The organism is Macrococcus animalis (genome assembly GCF_047425875.1).
GTDB lineage: Bacteria > Bacillota > Bacilli > Staphylococcales > Staphylococcaceae > Macrococcoides > Macrococcoides animalis.
Map to the genome: position 1 here is coordinate 499887 of NZ_CP179727.1, position 23072 is coordinate 522958.

30 protein-coding genes and 1 pseudogene are annotated in these 23072 nt (G+C 33.2%); 2 read left to right on the plus strand and 29 right to left on the minus strand.

The genetic code is table 11. The features are described from left to right. Window positions 1–198: 198 nt before the first annotated feature. The 18 genes from ACMGE9_RS02545 to ACMGE9_RS02630 form a co-directional block, all read right to left on the minus strand. Window positions 199–759, minus strand: a complete 561-nt coding sequence (locus ACMGE9_RS02545; RefSeq protein WP_414043691.1) for a DUF5067 domain-containing protein — start codon at window positions 757–759, stop codon at window positions 199–201. 84 nt (window positions 760–843) lie between these two features. Beyond that, complete coding sequence (locus ACMGE9_RS02550) at window positions 844–1122, minus strand: hypothetical protein (protein ID WP_414043692.1); 279 nt, start codon at window positions 1120–1122, stop codon at window positions 844–846. 164 nt (window positions 1123–1286) lie between these two features. Further along, window positions 1287–1883 carry a hypothetical protein gene (locus tag ACMGE9_RS02555; protein WP_414043693.1) on the minus strand — a complete coding sequence of 199 codons (597 nt, stop codon included), beginning with the start codon at window positions 1881–1883 and terminating at the stop codon, window positions 1287–1289. 300 nt (window positions 1884–2183) lie between these two features. Beyond that, the gene (locus ACMGE9_RS02560; protein WP_414043694.1) at window positions 2184–2507 is read right to left on the minus strand and encodes a hypothetical protein; all 324 of its coding nucleotides are present in this window, start codon (window positions 2505–2507) and stop codon (window positions 2184–2186) included. A 28-nt stretch (window positions 2508–2535) separates the two neighbouring features. After that, complete coding sequence (locus ACMGE9_RS02565; RefSeq protein WP_414043695.1) at window positions 2536–2928, minus strand: spore coat protein; 393 nt, start codon at window positions 2926–2928, stop codon at window positions 2536–2538. A gap of 133 nt (window positions 2929–3061) precedes the next feature. Beyond that, window positions 3062–3295: a hypothetical protein gene (locus ACMGE9_RS02570; RefSeq protein WP_414043696.1), complete on the minus strand. Its 234-nt coding sequence runs from the start codon at window positions 3293–3295 to the stop codon at window positions 3062–3064. After that, entirely contained in the window at window positions 3288–3836 is a 549-nt protein-coding gene (locus ACMGE9_RS02575) for a terminase small subunit (protein ID WP_414043697.1), read from the minus strand. Before ACMGE9_RS02575 ends, ACMGE9_RS02570 begins: the two co-directional genes overlap by 8 nt. A 66-nt stretch (window positions 3837–3902) precedes the next feature. Next, window positions 3903–4148, minus strand: coding sequence for a hypothetical protein (locus tag ACMGE9_RS02580; RefSeq protein ID WP_414043698.1), 246 nt, complete (start codon window positions 4146–4148; stop codon window positions 3903–3905). A 2-nt stretch (window positions 4149–4150) separates the two neighbouring features. Then, window positions 4151–4732 (minus strand): hypothetical protein, encoded by a 582-nt coding sequence (locus ACMGE9_RS02585; protein ID WP_414043699.1) that lies wholly within the window; start codon window positions 4730–4732, stop codon window positions 4151–4153. 173 nt (window positions 4733–4905) lie between these two features. Then, window positions 4906–5259 (minus strand): hypothetical protein, encoded by a 354-nt coding sequence (locus ACMGE9_RS02590; protein ID WP_414043700.1) that lies wholly within the window; start codon window positions 5257–5259, stop codon window positions 4906–4908. A gap of 154 nt (window positions 5260–5413) precedes the next feature. Continuing rightward, window positions 5414–5644, minus strand: coding sequence for a hypothetical protein (locus tag ACMGE9_RS02595; protein WP_414043701.1), 231 nt, complete (start codon window positions 5642–5644; stop codon window positions 5414–5416). A 257-nt stretch (window positions 5645–5901) separates the two neighbouring features. Next, a complete protein-coding gene (locus ACMGE9_RS02600) occupies window positions 5902–7242 on the minus strand; it encodes a phage/plasmid primase, P4 family (protein WP_414043702.1) in 1341 nt (446 codons plus the stop codon). Further along, window positions 7235–8083 (minus strand): primase alpha helix C-terminal domain-containing protein, encoded by an 849-nt coding sequence (locus ACMGE9_RS02605; protein ID WP_414043703.1) that lies wholly within the window; start codon window positions 8081–8083, stop codon window positions 7235–7237. The genes ACMGE9_RS02600 and ACMGE9_RS02605 overlap by 8 nt, the downstream gene beginning before the upstream one ends. 49 nt (window positions 8084–8132) lie before the next feature. After that, window positions 8133–8438 (minus strand): hypothetical protein, encoded by a 306-nt coding sequence (locus ACMGE9_RS02610; RefSeq protein ID WP_414043704.1) that lies wholly within the window; start codon window positions 8436–8438, stop codon window positions 8133–8135. Beyond that, window positions 8439–8738, minus strand: coding sequence for a hypothetical protein (locus tag ACMGE9_RS02615; RefSeq protein ID WP_414043705.1), 300 nt, complete (start codon window positions 8736–8738; stop codon window positions 8439–8441). Beyond that, the gene (locus ACMGE9_RS02620; RefSeq protein ID WP_414043706.1) at window positions 8731–9147 is read right to left on the minus strand and encodes a hypothetical protein; all 417 of its coding nucleotides are present in this window, start codon (window positions 9145–9147) and stop codon (window positions 8731–8733) included. Before ACMGE9_RS02620 ends, ACMGE9_RS02615 begins: the two co-directional genes overlap by 8 nt. Next, window positions 9140–9316, minus strand: a complete 177-nt coding sequence (locus ACMGE9_RS02625; RefSeq protein ID WP_414043707.1) for a hypothetical protein — start codon at window positions 9314–9316, stop codon at window positions 9140–9142. Before ACMGE9_RS02625 ends, ACMGE9_RS02620 begins: the two co-directional genes overlap by 8 nt. Further along, complete coding sequence (locus ACMGE9_RS02630; RefSeq protein WP_414043708.1) at window positions 9317–9484, minus strand: helix-turn-helix transcriptional regulator; 168 nt, start codon at window positions 9482–9484, stop codon at window positions 9317–9319. It abuts the gene before it with no gap. 288 nt (window positions 9485–9772) lie between these two features. Here ACMGE9_RS02630 and ACMGE9_RS02635 point away from each other — a divergent pair, with 288 nt between their 5' ends. Further along, complete coding sequence (locus tag ACMGE9_RS02635) at window positions 9773–10612, plus strand: helix-turn-helix domain-containing protein (RefSeq protein WP_414043709.1); 840 nt, start codon at window positions 9773–9775, stop codon at window positions 10610–10612. A gap of 3 nt (window positions 10613–10615) precedes the next feature. Then, window positions 10616–11698 (plus strand): annotated as a pseudogene (locus ACMGE9_RS02640) (tyrosine-type recombinase/integrase); the annotation flags it as partial. A 503-nt stretch (window positions 11699–12201) separates the two neighbouring features. Here ACMGE9_RS02640 and ACMGE9_RS02645 read toward each other — a convergent pair. The 11 genes from ACMGE9_RS02645 to gap form a co-directional block, all read right to left on the minus strand. Continuing rightward, window positions 12202–12327 carry a hypothetical protein gene (locus tag ACMGE9_RS02645; protein ID WP_414043710.1) on the minus strand — a complete coding sequence of 42 codons (126 nt, stop codon included), beginning with the start codon at window positions 12325–12327 and terminating at the stop codon, window positions 12202–12204. A 20-nt stretch (window positions 12328–12347) separates the two neighbouring features. Then, on the minus strand, window positions 12348–12695 hold the full coding sequence (locus ACMGE9_RS02650) for a hypothetical protein (protein WP_414043711.1): 348 nt from the start codon (window positions 12693–12695) through the stop codon (window positions 12348–12350). Window positions 12696–12953: 258 nt separating this feature from the next. Then, window positions 12954–13415 (minus strand): SsrA-binding protein SmpB, encoded by a 462-nt coding sequence (gene smpB, locus ACMGE9_RS02655; protein ID WP_099580384.1) that lies wholly within the window; start codon window positions 13413–13415, stop codon window positions 12954–12956. Window positions 13416–13425: 10 nt separating this feature from the next. Further along, a complete protein-coding gene (rnr, locus tag ACMGE9_RS02660) occupies window positions 13426–15762 on the minus strand; it encodes a ribonuclease R (protein WP_414043712.1) in 2337 nt (778 codons plus the stop codon). A 16-nt stretch (window positions 15763–15778) separates the two neighbouring features. Beyond that, window positions 15779–16519, minus strand: coding sequence for an alpha/beta hydrolase (locus ACMGE9_RS02665; protein ID WP_414043713.1), 741 nt, complete (start codon window positions 16517–16519; stop codon window positions 15779–15781). Window positions 16520–16607: 88 nt separating this feature from the next. Further along, entirely contained in the window at window positions 16608–16841 is a 234-nt protein-coding gene (gene secG / locus ACMGE9_RS02670) for a preprotein translocase subunit SecG (RefSeq protein ID WP_414043714.1), read from the minus strand. A 121-nt stretch (window positions 16842–16962) separates the two neighbouring features. Next, complete coding sequence (eno, locus tag ACMGE9_RS02675; protein WP_414043715.1) at window positions 16963–18267, minus strand: surface-displayed alpha-enolase; 1305 nt, start codon at window positions 18265–18267, stop codon at window positions 16963–16965. Between the two features lie 111 nt (window positions 18268–18378). Further along, complete coding sequence (gene gpmI / locus ACMGE9_RS02680; protein WP_414043716.1) at window positions 18379–19911, minus strand: 2,3-bisphosphoglycerate-independent phosphoglycerate mutase; 1533 nt, start codon at window positions 19909–19911, stop codon at window positions 18379–18381. Then, window positions 19911–20660 (minus strand): triose-phosphate isomerase, encoded by a 750-nt coding sequence (gene tpiA / locus ACMGE9_RS02685; protein ID WP_414043717.1) that lies wholly within the window; start codon window positions 20658–20660, stop codon window positions 19911–19913. Before tpiA ends, gpmI begins: the two co-directional genes overlap by 1 nt. 16 nt (window positions 20661–20676) lie before the next feature. Further along, window positions 20677–21867, minus strand: coding sequence for a phosphoglycerate kinase (locus ACMGE9_RS02690; protein WP_414043718.1), 1191 nt, complete (start codon window positions 21865–21867; stop codon window positions 20677–20679). Between the two features lie 116 nt (window positions 21868–21983). Beyond that, on the minus strand, window positions 21984–22991 hold the full coding sequence (gap, locus tag ACMGE9_RS02695; protein WP_414043719.1) for a type I glyceraldehyde-3-phosphate dehydrogenase: 1008 nt from the start codon (window positions 22989–22991) through the stop codon (window positions 21984–21986). Between the last annotated feature and the right edge of the window lie 81 nt (window positions 22992–23072).

Genomic DNA, 23072 nt, shown 5'->3' on the forward strand with positions numbered 1-23072 from the left:
AAATATAACACTAAAAATACATTCTATTAAACAATCAAAATGAGGTCGTTTTTTTGCTACCCCATAATAATTACCACTTCGACATTCCGATTTTAAGCACGATAACTTTTATTTTGTGGGTAGTTATGAGTTATGCGTTAAGTATCTTAAAATCGCCATATAAAAAGCCACACTAATAATAAATGTGGCTTCAATCAATTATTTTTCTATTTTAACTTCAATCTCGCCTAATTTCTCGCCACCTACACCCTTAGTAGCTTTTAAAATTACTGGTGTTGTTGTATCTTCTAACTCATAAGCCATTGCATTTTTTAATGTACCATCTTTTTTAATGATGTCTAATTGAGTATCTAAATAATCTTGATATTTTTTTATATTTGGCATTGGTGCTGTTTCTAACTTACGTACTGTATCTTTACTATCTTGAGTAGCTTCAAATGTTGCATACCAGCCACTAATTGGATCAATCTCTTTATCCGATTTATTTTTCACTTCATAAATAATTCCTAACTGGTCTTTTTCTTGTCCCTCATATGTACCTTTTGGAATAAATTCAGTTTCTAAAACTTTCACATCAATATCATTTAATGCTGCTGTGTTGTCTTTTAACCCTGTATTTTCTTCTTTTTTAGGTTGTTCTTTTTCAACTTTCTTAGCTGTTGTTTCTGATTTATTCTCTTTAATTGATTGTTCCCCACCACATGCACCCAATAATACAGATGTCGCTAAAATAGTTGTACCTAGTAACTTGTAATTCATAATAAACCCACCCTTTGAATAAAATTATTTACTATTTAATTATTACTAATAATGTGTATTTTGGCAATAAGAAAAAGCCACACATTAGTGTGAGTACTCCTCCAGCATCTCTAAACCGTATTTAGTTAATTTATATCTGTCTTTAATCTCAATTACTTTACCATTATTAATAGGTTCTTTTATTACTTCCACACAGCCAGATTCACATAATAGAATCATAAATGCCACAAGTTCATTCTCTGTAAAACCTGTGCTATCTGTATTTACTAATCCTTTTTGATTCACTTGATTTAGTACTTTATAGATCATGTGGTCTATTTCATCTTGTTGCATGAATAACAAACGTCTGTCAATGACATTCATAATAGTAACCTCACATATAATTAAGATAATTCAAATATACAATGAAATGACGATATCCACATAGCGATATGATACATTTAACTGATAACTACCTTGCTTTTAAAAGTTATCGTGCTTAGAATCGGAATGTCGGACATAAAAAAACCACCTACATGAGTAAGTGGTTAACTATATTTATAGAAAGCTGACACCAAATTTACGTCCGAGCCATCTAAATCTTTCTTTTTGATAACTTGATATTCTTCAAAACCGCACTCGTCACAATAATATGTCTTTAATTTTTCATTTTCAAACCAATCAACACAAATATGTCGCAGTGCCAGTTTATTAAACAGTTCTTGACCTATTGATAAAGCATATTCCATAATTACATTACCATCTACAATACCTTTATAATTATCATTCCTCGCCAATTTTGTTATCAATAGTGCGGGAAAGGAATTATTTTTTGCAGCAGATGACGATATTTTCTTTTTTGTCTTATTAGATACATTGCTATCAAATTCTATATTGATAACTTTTATACAAAAATAGCCGATTATTTTAAGTTCAGGTGTATCTATAATTAAGTATGTTCTCACATTATTTTCATCGTTTTGTTTCAATGCCTTTTCTTTTAAATAACTAGCAATTTTAGGGTTGGAATTTGTTTCAAAAGAGGCTGTTTCAGTTCTATAAAATTCAAGAAAGTAATCTTCATTTTCAATCATATCACGAATTTCATTAATACTATATAATTGGTGTACTATTTCGTCATTCACTTAGTATAAGAAGTCCTCGTATTTACCCAACTCTTAAATGGATTATCAACGGTTTTTTTTGAATTATCCAACCTATTTTTAAACGGTTTGAATTGAGTCTTACTAAATTGTATAGCTGCTTTTTCGTTCAAAGTTATAGTACTTCTCTCTTGTAATGTCATTGTAATTCCCCCTTCTCTCTTTGAATTAGTATATACCCTCTTATATATCAAAAACAATACATTAAGTAGACTTTCGAATAAAAGTCAAATAATTTCCGTTCACATTTTGGACACATTTAATATTAAAGGGATAACCAACTTAATGGCTATCCTCTATCACCTTATCCAATAATCTATCAATATAAACCTTTACCGTACTGCTACTCATACTGAATAAGTCCCCTATCCTTTCATAATTCATACCACGTAACATACACATGAACATGTACTGCTGTTTAATCGTTCCCACTTGATACACTTTATCTATAATCGCATTAATGCTTACTACATAGCTTAATTGCGTATATTCTTCCAATGCATCATTCACATTCATATCTATAGCACCATCAATGTTAAAGAAGTCAGTATCATCAAGTTCTAGATCATCACCAGCATCTATTGAATGTATCTTGTGATAGTTCATTATAAATCTTCTTAGTTCCGTGCGTTCGCTATACATCGGGTCTATACCTATATCGCTTATGTTTGTATATGTTAAGCAATCTTGTATCCTCACGGGCTTTATTTCGTTGAATACGTGCATTGTTTGTATGTTGGTATAGGTCGTATCTTAATCGGTCAATCACTTCTGTATTGCCATATCTTCCGTTGCTGGATAAGTAACGTTTGACTTCCTTTTGGTCGTCTTTAGAGTACGTATATAAGCATTTTTTTAAAAGATGCATATTACTATTAGATTTCTTTTTGTAGCGTTCTAAGGCTTGTTTCTGCTCGATTATCCAACATGCTAATGTTTCAACTGGTGTACCAATAGTTATTACACCCAATACATCGCTGAAAGTCGTGTGACTCACTGAAAGATGGTACATCTCGTTTATCTGCATAGTCATGAATGCTATATTAAATCTAATAGAAGATGGTGAAAAATCTCTTAACAGTTGGTACTCGGTTAATCGGTCAACTTTCTTGTATTTGAGAATGGTGGTACATCGTTTAAACTTCATCGGCTCACCTCAATTATTTAGATGTCATACGTTTTACTTCTTCAATTACATTGCGAAAAGCCTTTTCTTTTTCTTCAAAGTATTGCAGTTTCAACTCTAGATATTCTGTTCTGTCATGTCCTGCTGGTTTAGGTGGGAATTTATCAAATATTGTACCAACCTTAATTGTTGGATCAATTACCTTTGCTATTTTATCCATCTGTACAATTTCAGATTTAACTGTTACATCAAACTCATAATTAACCATTTTCCTTACCTCCAGCATTTTTATTTTGTTTGAATATTTCATTGTTCACGTTATCAAAGAACTGTATTAACTTATGCTCGTTGCCATTATCCTCATGAGATATTACTTTGATACGTTCCTCAATATATCGTGTTTCGGCTTTTGTCTTATCTGTTTTGACCTTATCAGTCCATAGTCCATAACGTTTACCTAATAACTCGGCTGACCTAACACGTACATTTGTATCTGCTCTTTTATCGACTTTCTCTATAACTTGTCCGTCTCTACCCTTTGATAATGGTATAACTTCCTCGTCTGTTTGTTCCCCTCGCATGACTGCTGTAAGATATTCTAATACTTCTTTTTGTTGTGCCACTTTATCAGATTTGATACTTTCTAACCGTTCATTTATATATTGCTTAATTCCCTTATTTTCCAATAGTAGATGGCTGCTTTTTTGTGCGTACTTCTCACTATATCCAGCATCAATACATGACCTATAAGCATTACCACTAATAATATATTCATCTGCAAACCGTCTTTGTCGTTCCGTTAGCTTCATTTATTCACATCCTTAAAATAGTATGAAAGACCGATACACCAATTAAGATGTACCAGTCATATATTTTTACTTGATTAGTCGTTTAGCTTCTGCAATTTCTTGCAGTGTTGTTGGTCGCTGTGTTTTTGATTGCGTAACTGGACTACCTGCATTACCTTTTACATGATCATTCAATTCAGTTAATAACTCAGTTTCTCTATTTGATAGATTTACATTTTCAGAATCATTCACAACTGCCATTAATAGTTGTTGCTTCATTTCAGAATTAACGTTGATATTTTTAATTGTTTCTAGTGTATTAACATAAGTCATTATTATTTGTCCTCCTGTATAATTAATTGTCCCTGTGGTGATTGTTTAATGTGGTTAGGACTTACTACCATGTATTTATTAAAATTTGTAACATTGCCTATTTTACTTCTTAATTCTTTACGCTCATTATCTGTTAAAGAATCTAACAACGTTCTATACTTCTGTTCTTCTGCACCATATGCATCATTTATTTGATTGATATTCTCGATAGCTTCATTAAATTTACGTGCTGCATCTTCTAATTTTGAATATGCATTTGATACATCATCTTTATACAAATCAGATAAATTTTTAGCATCAATCAATGTTTCAAACTTCTTTTCTTTAATAACTACTTGTGTCATATCACGCTTAATCTTAATACGATTTTTCAATTTCTTTTGTTCTTCTTCTGTTTTAATTTTCATATTAAAATACTTTTCTGCTTCAACTTCATCGGCTTTTTTTAACGCTTCATTGTAGCTAGTTTCAAGCTTCTTAATTTCCTCTTGATTGTCTATTAATTGCTTTTCAAGTACTTCTAATTCTTTATTTTGTTTAATATATAATTTTTGGTACTCTTCATATTTCTTTTGTGTTTTCATTTTGTATATCCCCCAAATAATTTTAGTTTTTAAATAACGTGCTAGTGAGCCATATAGACTCACCAGCTAAGAGGTAAATAGCCATAAACCAAATTACAATCCTGCATTAACACCTAGATGCAGCAGCAGTTTATAATTATTTCCGCCTGTCATCTCGACTGTCGGACTTTATGCTATTCCCCTAACTTTTCTTTCTCAAGTTCTTTTATTATCGACAACCGTTCACCAATATTCTCTACTCGTGAATACAATGAAGCCTTAGCAAAATAAAAATCAACTTCATTCCTGCAATAGAAGTACCCATTGCGAATAGTAATTGAACTGCTACCAATAGGCTCTCTAAAAATAGTTACAAGTTCATTGATGATAATATTCAATCTTCTAAAATACTTTTCGTCTTTACCTAATAAAGCTACAATCTGTTTTCTTGTGATTGCTTCAGTTTTATTGTTTTCAATAATGTTCTTTACGTCTAAATGTTCTTGACTCATTTGTGCTTTAATTTTTAATTCTAATTGTTTATCCATCTTCTTAATTCCTCCAGTAATTTTAATTACCGACAGAATTAAAAGGAGGTTCCTCAAATGTTTAACACTACTATTACCATGCTTATATTTTTAGTGGTAGCACGTTCACCAGCACCATGTAATTATTAGACTGCTTACACGTTTTGCAGTTGTTTTACTTCTCTTCATACATGATGATTAAATTGGTAGTAATAGTTCCACCATTTTCATCAAAACCACCATTTGTTTCGGGTGTAATACTCAAAACATTCACACTAGATATAAACTCATTAATTCTTGCTTGGTACTCTTTATTGTTTTCATCACGATATGGTGAAATAACACCAATATAATCTTCTGGAACATTTACTTCTACAGTATTTCTTCTGAATATTTTTACTTTCATTTTCAAATCTCCAATTCTGATGTCATTTTGATAAATAACATACAAATATATATGCCATACAATCAAAGTGTTGATACATAAGGGTTTATCCCCTGTGTATGACGTATGTCATTAAAATCTTCTAGTTACTCCCGCTATATACATGTAGAGAATATATATATTATTAATAGTTTAAAAATATTAAATATCTAACATACAAAGCCATAAGATGACTGATATAACAACGTTTAGACGTATGGCTTTACGTATGTCGTATGTTATTTTAAAACGTAATATTTAAATACTTGAGGATATCCATTCACTCGTTTAGTGGTTCTTTTAATTTCGATTCCATAAGTAGTGCTAAGGCTTCTAGTGAGGAATGTTTTGGACTTGGCTTTTAAACCATTTTTCATGCACCAGATTGAGAAGTCTTTATAAACCTCATCAGTCTCATGATCCAATATGTTTTCAATCCTCTTATCTTCCACATACTGCATTAGAATATTATTTCTAACCTTATACTCATGGATGGCATTTGTGACTTCTTCTGGCTCTGTAAATCTCTTATTTTCAAGTATTCTATGCAAACCATCAATAGCATAATTAAGCAGTGTAGACTTGACCGCATCACTTTTTAATTTATCTGGCATCTCTAAATCAAGATTGTCATTATCGTGACTGAATGTGCGTTCAAAGGGTATTATCACTAATCTTCTACTTAGACCGTTTGACTGGTCGTGTATCGGTGGTAACTCGTTAGCACTATACATAAGTGTTGCAGTGTTCAAGATTGTAAAAGCATCTTTACGCTTCTTGTCTGCATAAATACGCTCACCAGATACCATTTTTTTAAAAATCTCGGTATCTTCCATCTTGCTGGATGATATGTCATCACCAATTAGCACCAATTTATTAATTGTTCCAGATAATTTAAAGTTGTTCTCCATATCCTTAAGACTAAATGGCATGGCATTATTGTCTCCAAAGAAGTCATATAGCATATTGAAAAGTGTTGATTTACCGTTCGAACCTCTAGCAACAATGAAGAATGCTTTATGCATGAATGCACTTCTATACAAGCAATATCCAATAGCTTCCTCAATCAGTAGTCTTATATCTTTCTTATGATTAGATATTTCATTTAAGAAATACTCCAGCACCTCACTTGAAGCGTTGGCATCATAAGTCACTGGTATATGATTTGTTATTACATAATCACTTGGATCTGATACGAATTTTTTATCTTTGACATCGAACACACCATTTTTTAACGAAACAAATCTTGCGTGTGAGCGTTCTTTTACTGTTGCTCTACCTAACACGTTATAATATACGTCTTTACGCTTCTGCTCGGTCAATATAGGTAAAATCTTAATCACCATACGTCTGAATTCGTTATCATCCAAATACTCGTAATGCGTACCAGTAAAGTAATGTAGTAAGTCATCTATCATTATTATTTGATAACGCTGTATCATGTATTGAGCGAATTCATCATGCAAAAATGTTGAACCATTAAACCATGGTGATGTACTTTTATTAGTACGTTCGATTTCAGTTGCGTATTTTTTCGCTGTTTCTTCTGCTAAATTTAGAACATTTGTTTTATCACTCATCTATAATCATTCCACCACCCTCAATATGCTTCTTAATAATCGACTCAACTGTTTTCTGGAATTCTTTTTCTTCAATAGGTGGTTCACACTGTTGAGACCAGCACCATAGAAGTCCATACATCGCTTGTAACGGCATGTTTTTCCTAAGGCATAAACCAGTCAAACTTGCTAAACTACTGTTACGTTGACCGTTACCGACTCCATAGGACAACGAACTCCACCAGTTACCATCACGCTTATTTGAGTATTCAACCTTAAAATTAATATCACCATCTGAAGATAATTCTTTTTCAATCATGGCAATTAATTTTTCTGTATCAATAAACTTTGTATCTTTGTACTCAAATATTTCTGGTGCATCTTCTGACTTCAATACTCGTCTTGACATTGCTTGACTGACTGTTTTACTTGCTGGATCACACAGAATTCCAATAGCTTTCTCATACATTCCAACTGCCATAGAATAATACTTAGCTGGTAATGGCTCACTTAATGGCAATATGACTCTTATACGCTTATTCTCGTCTGTGTGTGACCATGTAGAATGCAATATATAGCTAGTTGCCATGTTCTCATCAAAGAATTTAACTAAGTCGAATTCGTTTGGAATTTCGTCATAATCTAAAACAATAGCCGTCCTAGTCAATACATTTGAGTCCTTACGTCTCGACTCTTTCATTTCCGCCAGTAAATATAAACCTGCTGCATATTTGTTTTCTGAATCAATTTTCTTGTGCTTGAAATATTTCAGAAGTTCTTGGAATGTTAATACCTTAGTCGCAATGTAACTTCCTGCATCAAGTGACTTATAATGTGATATAATAGTAGTATTAGAAGTCAATTTAAAAACAACTCCATTTCATATATAATAAAGGAGACTGATTTTTCAATCAGTCGTTCCCAGCTGGTACTTCATCACTCGCCAAAGTGTTTTTACGTGAAGTATCGGCTTTTTCTTTGCAAAATTCCTCTTTTAATCGCTCTACATCTTTTTCAATGTCTGAAATTATAGTTGCGTTGATGTAACAGTCTTGCATTTGTTCTACTAAATAACGTCTAGTGATAGGGTTTTTCTTTATCCAATCTTGTTCAATCATCACTTCTAATTCGCCAAGATGATTGTATGCATGATTAGTCAAAGCGTTCACCTTTAATTGAAGTAACTCAATTTGTGCCTGTAAGTCTCTTAAATCCATCTAAAACACCTCACTATTTAATTCTTCTTCTGATAACTCTTGATGCTCTTCCCCATGTTCTCCTCGCCATAAATCTGAATATGTGATGCGTTCGATATAATTTTCGTGTGTCGCCTTTAAATCTTCTATAATACCAGCACAATATGTTGCTGTGATAATGTCACATTGATTATTTATTGAAGCCTGTGCAATCTTCATTTTATTGATTACTTCTTTAAGTTCACGGTGTACCTGTAGAAACGTTACGTTGTCTAGTTCTTCAATTCTTTGTTCTAATTGTTGTTTATATGTTTTAGTCATTGCCATTACCTCCATTGAAATGCTGAAATGTAGTAATTGCATCAGATAAATTTCCAAGTTCATCATTAAAGTTATTCTTCTTCAATAATTCGTCTAATAATAATCTCTTAGTATCAAGATTGTATGAATAACTTTCTAATTCACCAGAAGCTATTTCAACTGCATAAAATAATCTGTTGACCATATCAATTACATCTTTTACTTCATCAGTTGTTAACATATATTCGTTAGATACTGCGATATTCTTTGCTTCCTGCAACTCACTTAATTCTCTTAGCTTCTCCATACGTTTATTGATTTTCTTAGACTTGATTTCATATTTCTTCTGCATGATGTTACCAACAATAATGCTCCCGTATTCTCCTGCTTCAATGCGTTCTTTTCTACCTGCCAAATATTTTTTAATCATTTGTAATTCCTCCAGTAAATTTATATTTAATCATTGCTTCCATAGTTGTAAGACCTAACACGATCCAATAAATCATTTGTTGCTGTAAAACAATATCCGTTGTAATTTTTGTTACGATTAATACCGTCAATATTGAGTAAATGAAAATTCTAAAGATTAATTTGACCACTCAACTCACCATACTTTCTTCATCTTTGAACAGTTCGTCAATAGTAGTATTAAATAACTGTGCAAGTTTTTGACATTCTTCTAATGTAAATGAAGCTTTTTTTGATTCTTTCAAACCATATCGGCCTTGCGAAATTCCGATTCTTTTTGCAACTTCTCTTTGACTCATATTCTTCTCCATTCGAGCAATCCAAAGTTTATAATGTTTCATAATAGTAGCACCTCCTTCTTGTATCTTTTTAAGATACTTATGTATTGTTTTTAAGAAGTATCTTTTTAAGATACCTCTTGTTTTGATTCTACCACGAATATATTAATCGTTTCAAGTGCAAATGCATCTTTTTAAGATACTTTTTGTTGTATTATTACACTCACTGTATTAAATATGTGTCTTTTTAAGAAACTTTTTTATCTAATTTCCAGAATAAATGATATATTTAAATAGGAAGGTGATAAAATGACATTTGGTGAAAGATTAAAAGAATTAAGGGTTAAAAAAGGATGGACACAAGAACAATTAGGTGAAAGAATAGGTGTTCAAAAAGCTGCAATAAATAAATACGAAAAAGGATTAGTAAAAAATCCTAAAGATAAAACAGTAAATCAATTAGCTGAATTGTTTAATGTCTCTCCTGCATTCTTAAGAGGTTATGAAGATGAGTATTTAAAAGTGGGTAAAAAATTATATAATATCGCTTTAAAAAAATATCCTAGCAACACACAAAGTGGGAAAGCCTTATTGCATGTAGATGGTGAAAAATTAAATGAATTAATAAGAAAAGCTGTCAAAGAAATTTTAGAATTTCCTCCATATAAAAATTTAGGTGTGACTTTAGATAACCTTAATGAAAATGATCATTATGCATCTAGCTTATCTTCAGTTTTTGTTTCAGAATATGAGAAAAACGTTAAAACTAATATTAATTTAATTAGTTATGTTCACAATAAAGTTGTAGAAACTTCAATTCAAGTTGACAATTACAATATAATTAATAAACCTTTAGAATTTGAAAAAAGTTCTCTATTTACTATGGGTAAAATTGAATTAATAGATAAAAGTATTGATGAGAATTTAATGAAAGAATTATCTGATATATTATTACGAGCTGAAAACGAAATTGTTTCACTACAAAATAAATATACTGACTTACCACCAAATAAAGTATATAGGTTAAGCGTACATAATTTAAAAAATAAATCTAAGTTTACAGAATATAAAAATAGTTCAAATGATATTGATACTCTTAAACTTGAACTAACAAAAATGATGTATAAAACTTTGGATGATGAGGACTAATCTATGCACGATCTAAAAATCTCACATAACATTTATAAGGATGAAAAGCGTGGTACTTATTACTTCCGACTTAAATATTATGATGTAACTGGTAAGCGTAAAGAGATTTCAAGAAGTGGCTTTAAGATGCGTAAAGATGCTGTACAAGAATGTAATAGGTTTATTGATGAATTAGAGGGCATAGGCAAGATAAATAAGCTACCCTTTGATGAGTTAGCCAGTGAATATCTTGAATGGTATTCTGCAAGACGTAAAGCATCCAGCATCAAAGCACTTAAAACACATTTAAATAATCACTTACTACCATTCTTTAATAAAGCTGATGTATTTGAAATAGATACTAAATTGATAATGAAGTTTCAGAATAAGAAGTTAAATGAGGGTTATAGCGGTGAGTTCCTTAAGAAGATGCATGTATTCTTGGTACAGATATTAAACCATGCTATCACCTATCACGGACTTGAAAAGAATGTTGCATCATTAGTTGGGAATTTTGAAATAGAGTCACATAAGAGACTTGAATACTGGACTCTTGACCAATTCAATACATTTATTGATGCTGTACCATCATTACAACATAGAATGTTTTTCTCACTTCTCTATTGGACTGGATGTCGTAAGGGCGAATGCAGGGCTTTGACATGGAATGATATTAACTGGAATGAGGGTTATATCCATATAGATAAAACGGACTATCACGGTACAATTACAACGACTAAAACAAAGGCATCAACTCGTGATGTTTATCTACCAGATCATATAATGCAGGAATTGAAGCAGTATCAAGAATGGTACAAGCAAAACAACGTATATAAAGACTTCTATGTATTGTTTGGTACATTCACTAAGCCATTCAGTGAGTCCACTATAGATAGATGGTATAAGACGGTGCTGGACTCATTAGGTGATAAAATACCACGTATCGTAATACACTCATTCAGACATAGCCATGCTAGTTTATTGATAAATAACGGCGCTAGTCCAATGATAGTTGCATCTCGGCTTGGTCATTCATCTACTGTAGAGGTAACTACCCGATACGGTCACTTGTACCCGTCTACTCAAAAAGAGATAATGCATCTCATGGATAAAAACAGAATTAATAAATTTGATATTGAATATTTTTCAGAATGGAATTTTATAATTAGTGATGTTCAAAATTATGCAGTTGTTGTTGCTGGTGAGGATCTAACGATAAAAGAAGATAATGAACCAGTAGCCAAATATCATTTCACACTTGAAGATGGTAAGCCAAATATTAAGTACGCTACTGTATTCAAAGAGGGTTTAAATACTAAATTTGATAACAGTAAAAAAACTATCAATTTAGAGGGCTAATCGTTCCCCCAAATTTGATTAAAACTTATAATTTATACGATATATTGCTATTGTGCTAGGTATCGAAAACGCTATTATATCAGTGCTTTGAGCATTTTCTAATTACTATCAATATTGCTATAATCGACTCCCGCCGTCTCCATACATAAGCCTTTTAGCCTTTGTGCTAAAGGGTTTTTATTTTTGTTGCCACAGATTAGCCGCAGTACATTCAGATGTGCTTAACATAATGTTTAGTCTTTGTTCTTACTCTATAAATACATAAATATCTTAGCAGGCAACCACATAATAATATCAAAAATAACTTTAATACTTTTCCATATCACATAGAAGAATACCTTAATCTCATCAATGACAGTATACTTTTTCTTTTCCATAATAAAACACCTCGTATTTCTTAGTTGATTAAAAAATCAATAATATAACTCACACCACGCATTAATAAATAGATTGTATAAAAAAATATTGGTATCATATATAAATAAATCAGTATACTGATCTTTTTATTTTTATAATCTTCTATTAGCTGCATCGGAATAAAAATTATAAAAATAGTAAATATAATAAGCGCGCATCCAGTAAAAGTTCCTACTGTATTTGCTTTATAAACTAAATGATTAGTAATCCAGCTATTATAATATATATCCTTAATGCCAATGTTTGTACTATATACATCAAAAAAGATACCTAATAACAATAAAAAGAATTCTGAAATGAATAGTATTGCAAGTAATTTGTTCTTCATCTAATCACATCCCAATAATTTTATGTACATATAATTGTATCAATATGAAGTCGTATATCGCTACCTCGTAATAAAAACACTCCTATCAAATTCATTTTAATATGAATTCAACAAGAGTGCTTTTTTATTTTGTCTCATTAAATGGGGTCAGTTCCGATATGGTATAAGCTTTATATTTCTTACTAGTTGCATATTCAGTTACTCAAAAACGATACATAGATACCTTCGTATATAACACCTAACTAATCGTTCTAATAGTTAATATTTCTCTTTCATTGCTCTATCCATTTCACGTTTCGCTTCTTTTGCTTTCAACGCATGACGTTTATCGTAATCTTTCTTACCTTTTGCAAGGCCAACAAGCATCTTGCAGTAGCCATTCTTAATATATAACTTAAGTGGTACTAATGCATATCCTTGCTCACGAGTTTGTCCGAACAATTTATCAATTTGTTTACGTTTCATGAGTAACTTACGCGTTCGTAGAGGATCATGATTAAATCTGTTACCTTCTTCGTAAGGCGCAATATGCATATTATAAACATACATTTCGCCATTATAGACTCTCGCATACGAATCTTTTAAGTTCGCACTCCCACGACGGATTGATTTAATTTCAGTTCCTTGTAATACGATACCCGCTTCAAACGTTTCTTCAATCGTATAATCATGACTTGCTTTTCTATTTTGCGCTAACGTTTTTCCGTCACCTTTTGGCATGACTTCACCTCTATTTCTTTTTACCTCGACCTGCATTCTTCACAGTTTTTGATTTATAATATGGTTTCTTTCCACCATTTTTCTTCGCTGCTTTACTGAACTTTTCACCAGCCGCTTTGCCGCGTCCTTTTTTACGTGGTTTCTGATTTGTATTACTTCCACCACTTCTACGTTCAGCTTTAATCTTCACTTCTCTAATTTTACTTTCAATCTTTTCCATGTCCATGCCGACAATTGCGAAATCTATCATACGTTCGTCAACATTTACGTTAACTACTTTTACTTTCACTTTTTGACCAATCTTAAACACTTTACCATGTCGTTCGCCAATCATCGCCATATGACGTTCATCAAAATGATAATAATCGTCTGTCATATTTGAATTATGCACCATACCTTCGATTGTGTTCTCAAGTTCCACGAACATTCCGAAGTTAGCAACTGAACTAATAATCCCATCAAATTCTTCACCTAAATGTTGAATCATATACTCAGCTTTTTTAAGATCATCAGTATCTCGTTCAGCATCAATCGCACGTCTCTCACGTTTAGATGTATGTTCTCCAATATCAACTAACTTTTCATTCCATAATTCTTTTTGCTCATCATTCATTGATTTTTCAATTAAATATTTACGAATTAATCGATGTACGATTAAATCTGGATAGCGTCGAATTGGTGAAGTAAAGTGCGTATAAAATTCTGCAGATAACCCAAAATGTCCTAAGTTTTGTTCTGAATATTTCGCTTGTTGCATTGAACGTAACATTAACGTTGAAATAACAAGCTCTTCCGGTTTACCTTTAATTTCTTTTCCAATATTCTGAAGTGTTTTTGGATGGATATTCTCCGTGCCGCCTTTTATGATTAAACCGAAATTCGTAATAAATTCAAAGAAACGTTTTAGACGATCTGCTTTTGGTTCCTCGTGAATACGATATAAGAACGGTACTTTTAAGCTTGCAAAGTGTTCAGCAACTGTTTCATTCGCCATTAACATAAACGACTCAATTAAACGTTCACCTAAACCACGTTCACGTATGACCACTTCATTTGGTACACCGACTTCATCTACTAAAATTTTCGCTTCTTTCAAATCAAAGTCGATTTCTCCACGTTTTACACGCATTTGCTTTAAGATATCTGCTAAGTCTTTCGCAAATATCAGCATTTCATGAACATGTTTATATTCGTGAATTAAAATATCATCGTTATTTTCTAATATTTGATTGACTGCATCATACGTCATACGTTCATTAGAATTAATTACACTTTGATAAATCGAATGATTGACAACATGTCCTGTATGGTCAATTTCCATTTCACAGCTTAACGTTAATCGATCTACTTTCGGATTTAATGAACAAATGCCATTACTTAATCGGTGTGGAATCATCGGTATAACACGGTCTACTAAATACACACTTGTCCCACGCTCAAAAGCATCTTGGTCTAGCATCGACCCCTCAGTTACGTAGTGACTTACGTCCGCAATCGATACAATCAAGTTATAGTTTCCATTGTCTAACTTTTCAACACTGATTGCATCATCTAAATCTTTTGCATCAGCACCGTCAATTGTAATCGTTAATACATCACGTAAGTCGACTCGGTTTTGATAATCTTTTGAATCGATTTCATCTGGTACATTATTCGCTTCTTCGATCGTTGCTGGACTAAAATCAATATTGATACCATGGTTATAAATAATTGATAAAATATCTACACCTGGATCATTTTTATGTCCTAATATCGCTTTAACCATACCTTCTGGATTATTCGTACCATCTGCATATTGCGTCAATTCTACTAATACTTTATGGCCTTCTACAGCACCTAGGTTTTTACCTTTAGGAATAAAGATATCTTGCGTAATACGTTTATCATCAGGTAACACAAAACCAAAGTGTCTTGCTTCTGTATATGTCCCCACGACTTGTGTAATGGCACGCTTTTGAATCGCTTTTACTTCACCCTCATTACGTCCATCATTTGCCTTAGATACACTCACAAGCACTGTATCTCCATCCATTGCACGATTAATTTTATTCGGTGGAATAAAGATATCTTCGATTGTTTCATTTTCAGGGCGTACGAAAGCAAACCCTTTCTTATGCTGACTTAAAGTTCCTTGTACTAAATCACTGGGTGCTCCTGGAATATAATACTTGTCACTTTTCGTGCGCTTGATTTTACCCGACTGCTCTAGTGCTACTAATGTTTTGACAAGTCCTGTAAAGGCATCTGCATCTTTTAAATTCAAATGTGTTTCTATTTCTTCAACAGTAATTGCATTTCCCTTCAATGATTGTAAATATGCAATAACTTCTTCCTCAAACAGATGCATATATATTGCCTCCTTTTTAATTTGACCACTCTAGTGTTTCTAAAAATGCTAAAAAGTCATGAAATAACTTTTCTTTTTCAACGTCAATTGTAACAACGTGACCGCTATGCTCATACCAATGTAGTTCTTTTTCATCGCTTTCAGATTCATTATAAATAATATTAGCAGAATCAATATCAATCATCTTATCTAATCGACCTTGTGCAACGAATAAAGGTGAATAAACGTTACCTAATGTCGGTCTGATTTCAGCTAATGTTGACTGTAATTCTTCTAGCATTGATGTTGGATGAAATACACCCATTTCAATTTCAATTTGTGCCGGTGATTTACCTTCACGCTTTTTAAATTCACGCGCATAAGCTAAAACGCCTTCAAACATCGTCCCTGTTGTCTTAATATGCATTGGTGAACACATTGTACCAATACCTAATACATCACGATATTGGCTTAATTTCAAACTATATACGCCCCCCAATGAAACTCCAGCTACTGCAATTTCATTATAACCCTCTGACTTTAAAAAATCATATGCTTCAACAACTTGGCTCCACCATACATGTGGACTTGATGCAAGTAATTCTTCAGGTGGTACGCCATGGCCTTCATAATGAGGCGCATATGTAGTGTATCCTTGTTTTTGTAAAAAACGTCCTAGTTGACGCACATCAGACGAATTGCCTGTAAACCCATGCAATAATAAAACAGCTCTTTTTCCTTCTTTAAAAAAAAATGGCTTTGGTAATTGTATTCTCATAACTAAAAAACTCCTTATAACTGTATTGTATGTGTTTTAACTCAAAAATAAAAATAAAAAAGTCCGAACAAAATGTCCGGACCCTTTATTAAATACCAAAATAACCGATTGCAATTGTAATTAAGAAAAGTAAAACAGACGCAACAATTGTAACTCTATTTAAAATTAAATCAACACCACGTTGTTTTTGTTTTCCGAATAATTGTTCAGCTCCACCACTAATTGCTCCTGATAAGCCGTTACTCTTACCTTCTTGTAATAACACAACAGTGATCAATACAAGACAATCAATAATAAGTAATACTGTCAATAAAGTATTCATTGATGGTCCTCCTCAAATTCTTATAACTCATATAATATTAACATATTCATATGTAAAAAGAAACATAAAGAAAGAGGAACGTCGTCACGTTCCTCTAATGTGTATAGACATAAAGTTGTTATTATTTGTTTAAGTTATAGAATGATTTTAAACCTTCAAATTTAGCTGTTTCAAATAATTCATCTTCGATACGTAATAATTGGTTGTATTTCGCAATACGGTCAGTACGTGATAATGAACCAGTTTTGATTTGACCAGCATTAGTAGCAACTGCGATATCAGCAATTGTTGTATCTTCAGTTTCACCTGAACGGTGAGAAACTACTGCAGTGTAACCAGCTTTTTGAGCCATCTCAATTGCTTCAAATGTTTCAGTTAATGTACCAATTTGGTTAACTTTGATTAAGATAGAGTTACCAACACCTTCGTTAATACCGCGTTCTAAAATTTTAGTGTTTGTAACGAATAAATCATCACCAACTAATTGAACTTTATCTCCTAAACGTTCAGTTAAAGCTTTCCAACCGTCCCAGTCATTTTCATCCATACCGTCTTCGATAGAGATAATTGGGTATTTATTTACTAATTCTTCTAAGTAATCAACTTGTTCAGCTGAAGTACGTTTTGCTCCGCCTTCACCTTCAAATTTAGCATAATCATAAGTTCCATTTTCAAAGAATTCAGATGCAGCACAGTCGAATCCTAAGAATACATCTTTGCCTGGCTCTAAACCAGCAGCTTTAATTGCTTCTAAAATTGTTTCAACTGCATCTTCAGTACCTTCGAATGTTGGCGCAAATCCACCTTCATCACCAACAGCTGTTACTAAACCACGAGATTTTAAAATCTTCGCTAAGTTATGGAAGATTTCAGCTCCCCAACGTAAAGCTTCTTTAAAGTTTGGTGCACCAACTGGTAATACCATAAACTCTTGGAATGCGATTGGAGCGTCTGAATGAGAACCACCATTAACGATGTTCATCATTGGAACTGGTAGTTGAGTACCATTGAATCCACCTAAATATTTGTATAAAGGCATACCTAAGTATTCAGCAGCTGCACGTGCTACAGCAATAGAAACACCTAAAATTGCGTTAGCTCCTAATTTACCTTTGTTTTCTGTACCGTCTAAAGCAATCATCATTTTATCGATAGACACTTGATCTAATACTGAGAAGTCTCCTTCAATAATTTCTGGAGCAATAATTTCATTAACGTTCTCAACAGCTTTTAAAACACCTTTACCCATATAACGAGATTTATCGCCATCACGTAATTCAACTGCTTCGTGTTCACCAGTAGAAGCACCTGATGGAACTAATGCACGACCTAACGCACCACTTTCAGTAAATACTTCAACCTCAATTGTAGGGTTACCTCTTGAATCTAATACTTCGCGTGCATAAACATCTGTAATAATTGGCATTTGTAAAACTCCTTTGTTGTTTGTTTTATTTTCTACTTTATTATTCATGATTTATCATTAATAATCAATTAATAAAATTAATTTTAGTAATACTTTTAATTCAAATATGAATTATTTCTGAATTAATGACTCACCTGTCATTTCAACGGGTTTTTCAACACCTAATAAGTCAATCAATGTTGGTGCTAAATCTGCTAATCTACCACCACCGCGTAAAGTTACACCTTCACGTGTCACGATTACTGGTACTGGGTTTGTCGTATGTGCTGTCATTGGTGTACCATCTTCCGTTAATACTTCATCAGAGTTACCATGGTCAGCAGTAATAATCGCTGTTCCACCCATCTCAATGATTTTATCCACAACTGCACCTAAACATTCATCAACGGCTTCAATTGCTTTAATAGTGGGTTCTAACATCCCTGAATGACCAACCATATCAGGGTTAGCAAAATTTAATAAGATTAAATCTAAGTCCCCTTTATCTAATTCAGCAAGTAATGCATCACGTACTTCATATGCACTCATTTCAGGTTTTAAATCATAAGTCGCAACTTTTGGAGAGTCAATTAATACACGGCGTTCTCCTTCAAACTCGTCATTGCGTCCACCACTCATAAAGTAAGTGACATGTGGATATTTTTCAGTTTCAGCAATACGTAGTTGTTGTAAACCGTTTTGGCTTGCAACTTCACCAATTGTATTCACTAAATCTTCTTTTACAAATACAACATCTGCTTTCACTTGATCATTGTACTTCGTAAATGTAACGAATTTAATACCGATTAAACGTTTATCCATTTTGAAGCCATCAAATTCTTCATTTGTATAGACTTCAGATAATTGTGCCGCACGGTCAGGTCTGAAGTTGAAGAAAATCATTGCATCTCCATCGTTTACGCCAGTATTTTCTGATCCGACTTCATCATCTTTTACTACGAAAGGAATAACAAATTCATCGTTCACATTATTAGCATAACTTGCCTCAACACCAGCTCTAGCTGATTTATACTCCACACCTTTACCATATGTCATGGCATCATATGCTAATTGTTCACGGTCCCATCGTTTGTCTCTATCCATTGCATAATAACGACCAGAAACAGATGCAAATTGACCCACACCGATTTCTTTAAACTGACGTTCAGTTTCTTCAATATACTGTAACGCAGTTTGTTGACCCACATCACGACCATCTAAAAATGCATGAACGTATACTTTTTCAATACCTTGCTCTTTTGCGAGTTTCAATAATGCAAATAAGTGTTTATAATGACTGTGTACTCCACCGTCAGATAATAATCCCATTAAGTGTAATGCAGATTCATGTTCTTTCACATGTTTCATCGCATCAAGTAGCACTTCATTAGTAAAAAAGTCACCATCTTGAATTGATTTATTAATGCGTGTTAATGATTGATATACAATACGCCCCGCACCGATATTTAAATGTCCTACTTCAGAGTTACCCATTTGTCCTTCAGGTAAGCCCACATCAAGCCCACATGCCATTAACTGCTCATGTGGATACTTATTATAATATCGATCAAAATTCGGTTTATTCGCTTGAGCTACTGCATTACCGAATGTTTCTTGTCGACATGCAAAGCCATCTAAGATAATTAAAGCTGTTGGGCTTTTCATTACTTAGCACCTTCTAACAATTTTACGAATGAATCAACTTCTAATGATGCGCCACCTACTAATGCGCCATCGATATTTTCATTTGCCATATATTCTTTAATGTTTTCAGGTTTAACAGAACCACCATATTGAATACGTACTGCTTGTGCAACCTCTGTATTAAAATCTTTCTCAATGATTGAACGAACGAATTTACATGAGTTTTCTGCATCTTCACTTGTAGCTGACTTGCCAGTTCCGATTGCCCAAATGGGTTCATATGCAATAACAGATGATTTTACTTGTTCTTCAGTAAAGCCTTTTAATGCATTAGATACTTGAGATCCAACACGTGCTTCGAATTCGCCAGCTTCACGTTCAGTATCTGTTTCACCACAGCAAATGATAGGTGTCATACCATGCTTAAATACAGCTAAAGCTTTTTTATTTACATCTTCGTCTGTTTCACCAAAGTATTCACGACGTTCAGAGTGTCCTAATACAACATATTTTACACCTAAGTCTTTTAATGCTGCAGGAGAAGTTTCACCAGTAAACGCTCCATTATCTTCGAAATAACAGTTTTGAGCTCCAATGTTTAAACCTTCTACATTTGCACTTACCAAAGCATCTAATTGAATAGCTGGTGCACAAATCACTGCATCAACGCTATCTGTGCTTGGTAAAGATGGTAAGTTTGATACAAAGTCTTTTGCTTCTTTTACTGTTTTGTTCATTTTCCAGTTTCCTGCGATAATTGGTTTTCTCATTTTAACATCCACCTTTTTATTTTTCAGAGATTGATTTAATACCAGGTAATTCCTTACCTTCTAAATATTCTAATGATGCTCCGCCACCTGTTGAAATATGAGTAAATTTATCAGCAAACCCTAAATCCATTGCTGCTGCTGCTGAATCTCCACCGCCGATAATTGTAGTAGCACCTTCTAAATGCGCAATTGCTTCACAAACGCCGATTGTACCTTTTGCAAAGTTACTCATTTCGAATACACCCATAGGTCCATTCCATACAACAGTTTTAGCACCTTCTAATTCATTTTTGAATAATTCAATGGTCTTTGGTCCGATATCTAATGATTGTAATTCTTGTGGAATTTCATCAACAGATACTGTAGAAATTTCACCATCATTTGAGAATTCTTTTGTTACAACAGCATCTACCGGTAATACTATTTTACCTTCACCACGAGCCAATAAATCATTCGCTAATTCAATCTTATCTTCTTCTAATAATGATTGACCGATTTCTTTACCTTGTGCTTTTAAGAATGTATAAGCCATACCGCCGCCAATTAATACTTTATCTGCAACCTTTAATAAGTTTTCAATAACACCAATTTTATCTGATACTTTTGCACCACCTAAAATTGCAACAACTGGGCGTTCTGGGTTTTCTACAACACCACCGATAAATTTAATTTCTTTTTCCATTAGGAAACCGGCAGCAGTTTCTAAGTGAGTTGCTACTCCAACGTTAGAAGCATGTTCACGGTGAGCTGTACCAAAAGCATCATTTACAAATACATCACCTAAAGAAGCCCAATACTTACCTAATTCAGGATCGTTTTTGCTTTCTTTTTTGCCATCTACATCTTCAAAACGTGTGTTTTCAAACAATAGTACATCTCCACTTTTTAAACCTTCGATTGCTGATTCTAATGCAGCTCCGCGCGTTTCTGCTACGAACTTCACTTCTTTACCTAATAAATCAGTTAAACGTGTTGCTACAGGTTGTAATGATAACTTCGCTTTATCCTCTTCAGCTTTCACTTTACCTAAGTGAGAGAATAAAATAACTTTACCACCTTGTTCAATAATATATTTAATAGTAGGTAATGCTTCTACGATGCGGTTATCATTCGTAATCGCACCATCTTTCATAGGTACGTTGAAATCTGCACGTACTAAAACCTTTTTATCTTTTAAGTCTAAATCTGAAACAATTTTTTTAACCATCTTTGTGGCCTCCTATAAAATATTAGTTCTTACCATGTTTATTGTAACAATGAAACCCTAATATTAAAATAAGCGAGAGAAGCGTAATCTTCTCCCGCTTACGCGTGTTAATATTCTTATTTATTTTGTCCAGCAAAGTATTCTAAAGTACGAACTAATTGAGCTGTGTAACTCATTTCGTTATCGTACCAAGATACTGTTTTAACCATTTGGTGGTCACCAACAGTCATAACACGTGTTTGTGTTGCATCGAATAATGAACCGTATGTGATACCAATGATATCAGAAGATACGATCTCATCTTCAGTGTAACCGAATGATTCATTAGAAGCAGCTTTCATAGCAGCGTTCACTTCTTCAACTGTTACTTCTTTTTCTAAAATAGTTGTTAACTCAGTTACAGAACCAGTTGCTACTGGAACACGTTGTGCTGATCCATCTAATTTACCTTTTAATTCAGGAATAACTAAACCGATTGCTTTAGCCGCACCAGTTGAGTTAGGTACGATGTTATTTGCTGCAGCACGTGCACGACGGAAGTCACCTTTAGCATGTGGTGCATCTAATGTATTTTGATCACCAGTGTATGCGTGAACTGTCATCATTAAACCTTCGATAATTCCAAATTCGTCTTGTAATACTTTAGCCATAGGAGCTAAACAGTTAGTAGTACATGAAGCACCAGAAATGATTTCTTCAGTACCATCTAAAACATCGTGGTTTACATTGTAAACTACAGTTTTTAAATCACCAGTAGCTGGTGCTGAGATTAATACTTTTTTCGCACCAGCTGTGATATGTGCTTGTGCTTTTTCTTTATCAGTAAAGAAACCAGTACATTCTAAAACATAATCGATTTCTAATTCACCCCATGGTAATTCAGCAGGGTTTGGATTGTCGTATGATTTGATTTCACGGCCATTAACACGGAAACCACCTTCGATTACTTCCACTTCTTCTTTGAAGCGACCTTGAGTTGTATCATATTTTAATAAATGAGCTAACATTTTATCGTCTGTTAAGTCGTTTACTGCTACTACCTCGATACCTTCTACTTCTTGTAATCTTCTGAATGCTAAACGTCCAATTCTACCAAAACCGTTAATTGCTACTTTTACTGCCATGAATAATGGCCTCCTTTATATATCTTTTATATTTTATTAGGGTTAATCCCTAAGTAAATCCTTGTTGAGCATTAATAGCGA

Coding starts and splice junctions, on each gene's coding strand:
- ACMGE9_RS02595 (WP_414043701.1), bottom strand. CDS start 5,644: ATGAAAGTAAAAATATTCAGAAGAAATACTGTAGAAGTAAATGTTCCA.
- ACMGE9_RS02570 (WP_414043696.1), bottom strand. CDS start 3,295: ATGGTTAATTATGAGTTTGATGTAACAGTTAAATCTGAAATTGTACAG.
- ACMGE9_RS02565 (WP_414043695.1), bottom strand. CDS start 2,928: ATGCAGATAAACGAGATGTACCATCTTTCAGTGAGTCACACGACTTTC.
- ACMGE9_RS02650 (WP_414043711.1), bottom strand. CDS start 12,695: ATGAAGAACAAATTACTTGCAATACTATTCATTTCAGAATTCTTTTTA.
- gap (WP_414043719.1), bottom strand. CDS start 22,991: ATGGCAGTAAAAGTAGCAATTAACGGTTTTGGTAGAATTGGACGTTTA.
- ACMGE9_RS02635 (WP_414043709.1), top strand. CDS start 9,773: ATGACATTTGGTGAAAGATTAAAAGAATTAAGGGTTAAAAAAGGATGG.
- ACMGE9_RS02645 (WP_414043710.1), bottom strand. CDS start 12,327: ATGGAAAAGAAAAAGTATACTGTCATTGATGAGATTAAGGTATTCTTC.
- ACMGE9_RS02590 (WP_414043700.1), bottom strand. CDS start 5,259: ATGGATAAACAATTAGAATTAAAAATTAAAGCACAAATGAGTCAAGAA.
- ACMGE9_RS02585 (WP_414043699.1), bottom strand. CDS start 4,732: ATGAAAACACAAAAGAAATATGAAGAGTACCAAAAATTATATATTAAA.
- eno (WP_414043715.1), bottom strand. CDS start 18,267: ATGCCAATTATTACAGATGTTTATGCACGCGAAGTATTAGATTCAAGA.
- ACMGE9_RS02580 (WP_414043698.1), bottom strand. CDS start 4,148: ATGACTTATGTTAATACACTAGAAACAATTAAAAATATCAACGTTAAT.
- ACMGE9_RS02665 (WP_414043713.1), bottom strand. CDS start 16,519: ATGAGAATACAATTACCAAAGCCATTTTTTTTTAAAGAAGGAAAAAGA.
- ACMGE9_RS02560 (WP_414043694.1), bottom strand. CDS start 2,507: ATGAACTATCACAAGATACATTCAATAGATGCTGGTGATGATCTAGAA.
- smpB (WP_099580384.1), bottom strand. CDS start 13,415: ATGCCAAAAGGTGACGGAAAAACGTTAGCGCAAAATAGAAAAGCAAGT.
- ACMGE9_RS02575 (WP_414043697.1), bottom strand. CDS start 3,836: ATGAAGCTAACGGAACGACAAAGACGGTTTGCAGATGAATATATTATT.
- ACMGE9_RS02610 (WP_414043704.1), bottom strand. CDS start 8,438: ATGGATTTAAGAGACTTACAGGCACAAATTGAGTTACTTCAATTAAAG.
- gpmI (WP_414043716.1), bottom strand. CDS start 19,911: ATGAAAAGCCCAACAGCTTTAATTATCTTAGATGGCTTTGCATGTCGA.
- ACMGE9_RS02615 (WP_414043705.1), bottom strand. CDS start 8,738: ATGACTAAAACATATAAACAACAATTAGAACAAAGAATTGAAGAACTA.
- ACMGE9_RS02550 (WP_414043692.1), bottom strand. CDS start 1,122: ATGAATGTCATTGACAGACGTTTGTTATTCATGCAACAAGATGAAATA.
- ACMGE9_RS02690 (WP_414043718.1), bottom strand. CDS start 21,867: ATGGTTAAAAAAATTGTTTCAGATTTAGACTTAAAAGATAAAAAGGTT.
- rnr (WP_414043712.1), bottom strand. CDS start 15,762: ATGCATCTGTTTGAGGAAGAAGTTATTGCATATTTACAATCATTGAAG.
- tpiA (WP_414043717.1), bottom strand. CDS start 20,660: ATGAGAAAACCAATTATCGCAGGAAACTGGAAAATGAACAAAACAGTA.
- ACMGE9_RS02620 (WP_414043706.1), bottom strand. CDS start 9,147: ATGATTAAAAAATATTTGGCAGGTAGAAAAGAACGCATTGAAGCAGGA.
- ACMGE9_RS02600 (WP_414043702.1), bottom strand. CDS start 7,242: ATGAGTGATAAAACAAATGTTCTAAATTTAGCAGAAGAAACAGCGAAA.
- ACMGE9_RS02545 (WP_414043691.1), bottom strand. CDS start 759: ATGAATTACAAGTTACTAGGTACAACTATTTTAGCGACATCTGTATTA.
- secG (WP_414043714.1), bottom strand. CDS start 16,841: ATGAATACTTTATTGACAGTATTACTTATTATTGATTGTCTTGTATTG.
- ACMGE9_RS02630 (WP_414043708.1), bottom strand. CDS start 9,484: ATGAGTCAAAGAGAAGTTGCAAAAAGAATCGGAATTTCGCAAGGCCGA.